General features: G+C 34.4%; 4 protein-coding genes. 2 read left to right on the top strand and 2 right to left on the bottom strand.

The features are described 5' to 3' along the window. Positions 1–1,169: 1,169 nt before the first annotated feature. Complete coding sequence (locus tag F6K54_RS37100) at positions 1,170–2,060, top strand: alpha/beta fold hydrolase (RefSeq protein WP_375342027.1); 891 nt, start codon at positions 1,170–1,172, stop codon at positions 2,058–2,060. A gap of 143 nt (positions 2,061–2,203) precedes the next feature. Here F6K54_RS37100 and F6K54_RS37095 read toward each other — a convergent pair whose 3' ends face one another. Continuing rightward, on the bottom strand, positions 2,204–4,222 hold the full coding sequence (locus F6K54_RS37095; RefSeq protein WP_293088967.1) for an ABC transporter ATP-binding protein: 2,019 nt from the start codon (positions 4,220–4,222) through the stop codon (positions 2,204–2,206). A gap of 216 nt (positions 4,223–4,438) precedes the next feature. Beyond that, positions 4,439–5,608 carry a glycosyltransferase family 4 protein gene (locus F6K54_RS37090; RefSeq protein WP_293088965.1) on the bottom strand — a complete coding sequence of 390 codons (1,170 nt, stop codon included), beginning with the start codon at positions 5,606–5,608 and terminating at the stop codon, positions 4,439–4,441. 607 nt (positions 5,609–6,215) lie between these two features. Here F6K54_RS37090 and F6K54_RS37085 point away from each other — a divergent pair. Continuing rightward, the gene (locus F6K54_RS37085) at positions 6,216–6,644 is read left to right on the top strand and encodes a DUF1824 family protein (RefSeq protein WP_293088963.1); all 429 of its coding nucleotides are present in this window, start codon (positions 6,216–6,218) and stop codon (positions 6,642–6,644) included. Positions 6,645–7,004: the final 360 nt, after the last annotated feature.

The following is a 7,004-nucleotide window of genomic DNA, read 5'->3' as shown; positions in this document are numbered from 1 at the left end:
TTTATTAATTAGGGAGTAGGTAGCAGATAGGGACCTGGTATATTAAAGTCCGTACAGAGTAGTAATTCGGGAAATAGGGAATAGTGATGCGACCCTGTGGGGTACGATAGAGGCTGGAACAAAGGGGCCACCAGGTCGCGCCTGAGCAAGCCGACAAATGCACCTGTAACGCACACCAAGACAGAAAAGAAGAAAAGCTACTGTATCTCAAGTAACTTGAGAAACACTATATAATATATCAACAAATAATAAATCTAATTTAGAAAATAATTACTGAGATAAATTGCTGATTTTTTCTAAGTTTAAGATGAAAATTATTCTTCCATAGCAAACGACAAAAAATTCCTCAAGGTAGATTCAGTTCAATAATGGATAATGGATAATTGATAATTACCTCTCCCTAAAAGCTATGCTTTATAAACGGGTGCATCTCATAGCAAGCAAAAATACTTTTTTCCTATATATTTCCTGTTCCCAGCTCCGGTGTTCCCTGTTCCCTAAAAGCAATAACTTTTTGGCTTTATTCACGCATTGAGATGCACCCTTATAAACATCTTTCTTAACATAAAACTTGACAAAAATATCATTTGATGTTGGGAAGTCTGAAAGCTCCTAGTGTCCTTGCGATCGCAACGACAAAAAACAACTTTTAGGAGTACACAAGTTAGTCAATTTGTCAAAGCTTGTAAAACCAATAAAATACTCGTAAGCTTTTGATAATAGGCATTATCAACTTTTGTAAAGAATTTTGCTGATAATGGATAGCCCTAAAAGGAAGAGGATTGAATAAAAGGAAAATTTTTTATCTCTTGGTCGATTGGATATAGCGAGGAGACCCGCTCTTGACAGAGCCGCTCGGCTTTATATGTTGCGGAGCAAAACGCCATCCCACCCTACGGGAAGCTCCGCTACGACCTCTTGTTTCTCCTTTAAAGGAGAGGCTTTAAACCTTAACTATTCGGTAAAATAATAAAACTAACGATCAATACATTTTATACCAATTCCCAAAAATCATGCTATACTTCCGATGCTACTTTAGCTATTAAGTAATAATAATAGTTCAGCAATGTTTGTAACGATTATCGGCATTAAACTAAAGATATCTTATGCCTTTGAACTCTACTCCCTACTCCCTACTCTCAAGGAGATGTAGCAATAATGTGTGAGAAATGGTATTAAATCTGATGACTACCCCTAAAACTTGGATATGGCGAGGCTGGCCTATCTGCTACCAAAGCCAAGGAGAAAAAGGCCCTTCTGTAGTATTAGTACATGGTTTTGGTGCTTCCTGGGGACACTGGCGCAAAAATATCCCTGTACTAGCTACCAATTGTCGTTGTTATGCTATTGACTTACTTGGTTTTGGCGCTTCAGCTAAACCAACTCCAAGCAAAGATGTTACCTATACATTTGAAACCTGGAGTCAACAAATTGCTGATTTCTGTAGAGAAATAGTTGGCACTCCTGCTTTTCTGATCGGAAATTCTGTTGGTTGTATTGCGGTGATGCAGGCCGCAGTGGATTATCCAGATATTGCTTTGGGTATAGGAATTATCAATTGTTCTTTGCGACTTTTGCACGAACGGAAACGCTCTACTCTTCCTTGGTATCGCAGTCAAGGGGCATCTATAGTACAAAAAGCGCTAAAAGTCAAGTGGATAAGTCAAATATTTTTTAACCAGTTAGCAACAGAGAAAACAGTCAGACGAGTATTGTTACAAGCTTATAAACGTTCTGAAGCTGTTACTGATGAATTAATAGATATACTTTTAACAGCAGCAAAAGATGAGGGAGCAGTTGATGTTTTTGTGGCTTTTACTGGTTATTCTCAAGGACCTTTACCTGAAGATTTATTGCCAATATTACCATGTCCGGCTCTCATTTTATGGGGAGAGGAAGACCCCTGGGAAAATATAGAATTGGCAAAGGAATTTGCTAAGTTTGAAACAGTAGAAAAGTTTATTCCTTTACCTGGAGTTGGTCATTGTCCTCAAGATGAAGCACCGGAATTAGTCAATCCTATTTTGCAAGAATGGATATTTGAAAAATTAGAGCAATAAAACTACGTTTAATGTTTTGGTATGACAAACTTTGTTCTATAAAATTAACTAATTTTCGATATACTAACTCAAAAATTATTAATTATTCAATACTCTTCAAGTGTATTTATATAATAATAATTGAACCAATAAAAATTTTATCGTTAAGCTCTCTTCTTGTTTACCATTTGATTTTCAAATATTTCTAGGGTTCTTAAAAGAGAAATTGATGACTGAAAAGCTTCCTCAGTAAGTTCTGTCTGTTCTTCAGGAGTATCAACTATTTCATCAGCTAATAGTCTTAAAGAACCAATAATTTGATTGAGAAAACCACGAGCTTCATAAGAAGCTTTAGTCAAAAGTTGATGGTCAATATAATGATTTGCCTTAGATTCCTCGCCAAACTGTATAGAATATAGACGGCGATAGTAACCATCTTCTTTTTCTAAAAGTTCCAAATGAGTGCCAATTTCTACTAATTCTCCACGCTCTAAAACAGCTATCTGGTCTGCATTTTGAATTGTTGAGAGACGATGGGCAATAACTAAAACTGTTCGGTCTCGACTTAATTTATCGATGGCCTCCTGCACCAAACGCTCAGAAACAGTATCAAGGGCACTGGTGGCCTCGTCTAAGATTAATATTTCTGGATCTTGCAATAGTGCTCTAGCAATAGCCAAGCGTTGACGCTGACCACCAGAAAGCATAACACCGCGATCGCCTATTTCGGTCTCCCATTGCTTTGGCAATTCCATAATAAAATCATAAGCATTAGCTTGTTTCGCAGCTTGAATCATTTCATCTTCTGTGGCATCAGGACGAGCATATAAAATATTATTTCTGACTGTATCGTTGAATAAATGAGTAGTTTGACTAACAATACCAGTTCTTTTTCTGAGGCTGGTAATATCGAATTCACGCAAGTCGATGCCATCTATAGTAATGGAACCAGAAATAGGGTCATAAAATCTTGGTAGTAGGTCAGCAAATGTTGACTTACCTGCTCCCGAACCTCCCACTAATGCTAAGGTTTTACCTTTAGGTACAGATACATCAACATTTTTGAGAACTAAATTACTATTACCTGGATAAGAGAAAGAAATTTTATTAAAATGAATTTTCCTCCTAACTTTTTGAAAGGGTATGGAACCAGGTTTCATAATTGGTTTATTATCTCTTCTCCATAAGTCTACAGCCATATCAAAACTAGCAGACCCTTTGGCAACTTGATTACGGGTACCATTAATTCCTGATATCATTGGTAGTAACCGAAATAGAACTAAAAGATAGGTAAGTAATATAGCAGAGAGGTTTGCAACTTGATCGACAAATAAAGTTCTGCCTAATAATAAAATACTGATTACCGTAATTATGCTTGTCACTTCATTAACTGGTGCTATTAATGCTGAATTCATTTTGGCTTTCAGCGCTATGTTTTCCAAGGAAAGCATTAATTTTCTTAACTGTTTATATTCTCTATTTTCAGTACTTACTGATTTAATTAAGCGGATACCATTGAGAGTTTCAATGACTTTAATGGCATAAGTTTTTTGTTCCCGGTTTAACAAAGCTCCATATTTTTTTGAGCGATGGATAAATAATTGATTAATACCTGCGATTAAGGTTATTAATAAAGTAGAAATTAAAGTAAGCTGCCAAGATATAGAAATTAGTATGTTGACAAATAATAAAATAGTTATTGATTGAGTTACTAGATTAATATAAGCATTAATAGTTTGCGTGCATTGAGCTGTATCTGAGCCTAAACGTTTTGTTAAATCTCCTACTTTAACTTTCGTGAAGAAGTCTAAATCGCTGTCCATTAATGTTTGGAACATTTCTGATTTAATACTATTTGTGAGACTACGAGTAAAAGCTACTGATAACAAATTCTTTAAATATGTGGTTAAATTTTTCAGAACAATAGTTAATATCACTGCTAAAAGCATCACCACAAGACGATACTTTTCTGGAACTCCATCAAAAGGAGATAATAAAAACTTAATTATAGGTGGAGAACCCTTCAGTTCAATTACTTGCCCAGAAATTTGCAGTAGTATTGGTACTATTAGGGCTGTATTAACTCCATTAAATAATCCTCCGGCAAAGCCTAATATAATATTTCCTATTATGTGGAAAGGATAACGCCGAATAAATCTTAAAATAAATTCTTTTTTAGACATTTATATTTTCCTGGTATCTTAGATTATTTCAATTTTTACCGAATAATTAATAATTAATAATTAATAATTAAATAATTCTGGTTTAAAGCCTCCCCTTTTAAGGGAAAAAAAAGAAATAATGTTTCCTTATATTCAATCCTCTCGGTTTTAACCAAAGGTAATTATCCATTATCCATTATCCATTATCCATTAATGAATACTCTTAATACTTTCTCGCTAAATTTTGATTAACTCTGATAAAATTGCAGCCATAGCATCAATACTATAATATTTAATACATCTTTCTCTAGCTTCCATACCTTTGGTATTTGCTGTGGCTAAGTCATTAAATATTAGTTCAATTTGTGCTGCAATTTGTTCGGGAGAACTAGGATCGACTAAATAACCAGTATCGCCTACAATTTCTGGAATATCCCCTACTTTTGTGGCGATAATTGGTTTGGCCATTGCCATCCCATCAGTTAGTTTTAATGGAAATTGTGCTTGAGCTTCTGGAGTATCTCTTTGGGGGACTACTATTATATGGGCAGCCGCTACAATTTCTGGCATAACTGTAGGCGGATATTTTGGCATTTTAATTATCCAATTTCCCCATCTTTCCATTAGTTGACGGTCATAATCATCATAGGGACTACCACCGACAATTACCAATCTTAAATCTGGCTGATTGATATTCTCTAGGGCTATTAACACATCTTCTACTCCTTTATAAGGTCTTGGTGCCCCTGGAAACATTAAAATTTTATAATCGCTCAAACCATAACGAGTTCTGCTTACCTCTGGATCGTACTTGGTTGGATCGAATAAAGTGGTGTCTTTTCCATTTGGTAAATAAGTCCCACCAAAGCGTTTTTTGAGAAATTGATTGTGTAGAGTTACCCTGTCTGCTTTGGAGACAAAACTTTCTATCCATTTTAAATAAAAGGGATTGTCTGGTTGTCTTAATGCTCCTTCTGGTTTCAATATATCTCTAGCTAATTGTTTAAGACTGGGACGATATTTCCAACTATCTCCTCCATGCCAGCTTAATTCCCAATCGTCAATATCTAAAAATACTGGGCGATGGGTTTGCATTTTTCTTACTAGAGATAAACCTAGGCTGGTAGGTTTTAATTTATAGGCGTAAATTATATCTCCTGTTATTTTATCTAGAAGTTGTTTGGCTGATAATAAAAATTTTGGATAGTAATTGTGGCTATCTATGGCGATAATAGTATTTTCCTGATCGGTTGCTAGTTGTTGTTTTTCTCCACTAATAAATCCTACAATTTCTACTTCTACTTGTAGTTTTTTCAATGCTTGAGATAATAAGAAAGGACGAACTGCGCCTCCCCATCTCCCCACACCACTGCTTGATAAGTCACTAACAACTAATGATATTTTCACTGATGATTAATTTCCTAAATTCACTACTTCTATTATAATTTTATTTATTCGATCTAAGGATTATTTTATTAATTTAGTAATTAGTTATTGAGAAATTTTATTCTATATTCCTATATAGATATTTTATTTGTGCGATATTTTTGAATAAAAATAGGAGGAGTTAGTGTAATGGATAAATTTACAGAGTATTGATACACTTTATGAAAAGTAGGTAGTAGGTTTCAAATAAATAGTATATTTTGGTTCTACACCGATAATCACTGAACTTATATTATTACTTAATAACTGAAGTCTTAATGAAGTATAGCATTATTTTTGGGAACTGGTATAAGCGAGAATATTTTTTCGATGCGGAATACTGCGCAAACAAATTTCCCTTTTTTCCCCCCTCCCTACAACCTACGCACGTTGCGTGCAATATCCCTACTAAGTTTTTTATTGTGGTTATTCAAAGAGACATAATATTAGACAATATGATAGATGTAATATTAGGCTGTTATTGATTAAATTTACTTAGTTGAGTTATTGAAAATTGTATAATTTTTATAAAACTCCTGTTATATAACCAATATTACAGATATTATCGTCATACAATGTACAGTATTATATGTCTACTCAAAACACTCATAATCTCACTGTTGTTCAAGCTGAAGAAATACTCCATAAATTTACCTGTCAAAACATTAAGTTAATAGAATCACCAGAGGAAAAAGCTATTACTCAAGCAGCAATTTTGCTATTAGTTAATTTGTCTGACTATCAAATGTTGGGAATTTGTGCCGAATCGACTACTGAAGCTTTATCTGCTTTAGAAAGCTATCTAGGGGCATTAGGATATAATACTACCCTAATTGATGATTCTAATTTTAGAGCAATTGAAGGTTCAGTTTATATCAAATTTAATGGCATGAAAGAGTTATATCATCTTGAATCTTATGTCGGAGAATATAGAGGGGTATTAGTGTCTTGTCAATCTGCTGAAGCGACAGGAGTTAATGGAACTTATGGTTATTTACCACTTGATTTATTTGCCTGAAATTTAGAAAAATAATTTTTTTTTACACCAAATTCTATCAGGGGTGAGGTACGCTCATAGCGTGCAAGATGCCACTATTATATCAAATCCGGTAGCATAGGTGTAATTAGTGTAATTACTGTGGGGAGTAGGGGAGATCGAGAAAGATTTGGCAATGGCGCTTGTGATGTAACATTTTTTTATACCGAATTAAACGGATTTGATATTACGAGCAAGATGCCCACATTGTAGGCATTTACCAGAAAATTGGGTTTAAAGCCTCCCCCTTTTAGGGGGACTTTTAAATTGGTTTTTCTTTGATAAGTATGTTATCATGTTGTTAGTTTGAAAGTCAGGTTATGAAAGCTAGATTTAAGTATC

The organism is Okeania sp. SIO3B5 (assembly GCF_010692555.1).
Lineage (GTDB): Bacteria > Cyanobacteriota > Cyanobacteriia > Cyanobacteriales > Microcoleaceae > Okeania.
The sequence above is the reverse complement of the archived record's forward strand: the minus strand, read 5'-3'. Positions and strand labels throughout refer to the sequence as shown.

Bases quoted from the DNA above. Each gene is read 5' to 3' on its own strand.
- F6K54_RS37100 (WP_375342027.1), top strand. From the start codon at position 1,170: ATGGTATTAAATCTGATGACTACCCCTAAAACTTGGATATGGCGAGGC.
- F6K54_RS37095 (WP_293088967.1), bottom strand. From the start codon at position 4,222: ATGTCTAAAAAAGAATTTATTTTAAGATTTATTCGGCGTTATCCTTTC.
- F6K54_RS37085 (WP_293088963.1), top strand. From the start codon at position 6,216: ATGTCTACTCAAAACACTCATAATCTCACTGTTGTTCAAGCTGAAGAA.